The sequence below is a fragment of the Oleiphilus sp. HI0125 genome (assembly GCF_001635355.1).
Window position 1 is genome coordinate 1 of sequence record NZ_LWGF01000813.1, and the last position, 1192, is coordinate 1192.

At 46.8% G+C, this 1192-nt stretch carries 1 protein-coding gene; it reads left to right on the top strand.

Annotated features, from left to right (window positions below):
- The coding region (locus A3762_RS13190) for a GMC family oxidoreductase (RefSeq protein ID WP_068756002.1) at positions 1 to 1192 on the top strand (1192 nt) is incomplete at both ends.

The window sequence follows — 1192 nt, forward strand, 5'->3', positions numbered from 1 at the left end:
TAGCCGCAAATATAACTGGCTATACGACTCTGAGCCAGTTCCGGACATTCGACATGGTAAACCTGTTTTTTGTCCTCGCGGCAAAACACTGGGCGGCAGCAGTGCAGTGAATGCGATGGTATATATTCGAGGACATCGCTCTGATTATGATCACTGGGAAAGCCAAGGAAATCCGGGATGGGGCTTTGACAATATGTTGCCCTACTTCAAAAAATCAGAGACCAATGAGCGCGGCGGCGATGCCTACCATGGCGACAAAGGCCCATTATATGTATCGAATACTCACAGTGCCTACCCGCTAAATGACTGTTTTATAAATGGCGCTGAACAAGCGGGCTATCCGATTACCGATGACTTCAATGGACCACAATTTGAAGGGGCGGGCTATTACCAATTTACGATCAAGGATGGTGAACGTTGTGGCGTCTCACGTGCCTACTTAAAACCGGCACTTCATCGAAATAACCTATCTGTGGAATGTGAGGCCTTTGTCGATAAGATCCTCTTCGAAGGCAAAACTGCAGTAGGTGTCGCGTATACGAAAAATGGTGTGAGTCATGAAGTGAAAGCCAACAAGGAAGTATTGTTGTGCGGCGGTGCGTTCAATTCACCACAGACTCTTATGCTCTCTGGAGTTGGCGATAAAGAAGAGTTAGCTCAGCATGACATCCCAGTTGTACATGACCTTCCAGGTGTCGGTAAAAACTTGCAAGAACATGTTGATGCTTGCGTATTAGTGAAGAGCAAGAAAAAAGACGGGTTCTCCACGACGCCAAGCGGCCTGTTAAAAATGCTTCCCGACGTCTTTAAGTATTTTGGTTCTAAGAAAGGGAACCTAGCTAATTCAATCACACAGGCTGGTGCGNTTTTGAAATCTAGCCCAGAAGTTGAAGTACCTGATATTCAAATGCACTTTGTGCCTTTATTGTTTGATGATTGCGGGCGTGACTTACGCTTACTCAGCCAGCATGGATACACCTTGCACGTCTGTGTTTTACGTCCGGAAAGTCGCGGCACTGTCAGTTTACGATCTGCTGATCCACGAACGCCAATCAAGATCGATTTCAACTTCCTGACCCAAGAGAAAGACATTAAGACCTTGGTCAACGGGATAAAAGTAGCGCGCAACATCCTCAAAGCCAAAGCTTTTGATGAGCATCGAGGTGAAGAGATTCACCCCGGTGCAGACGTC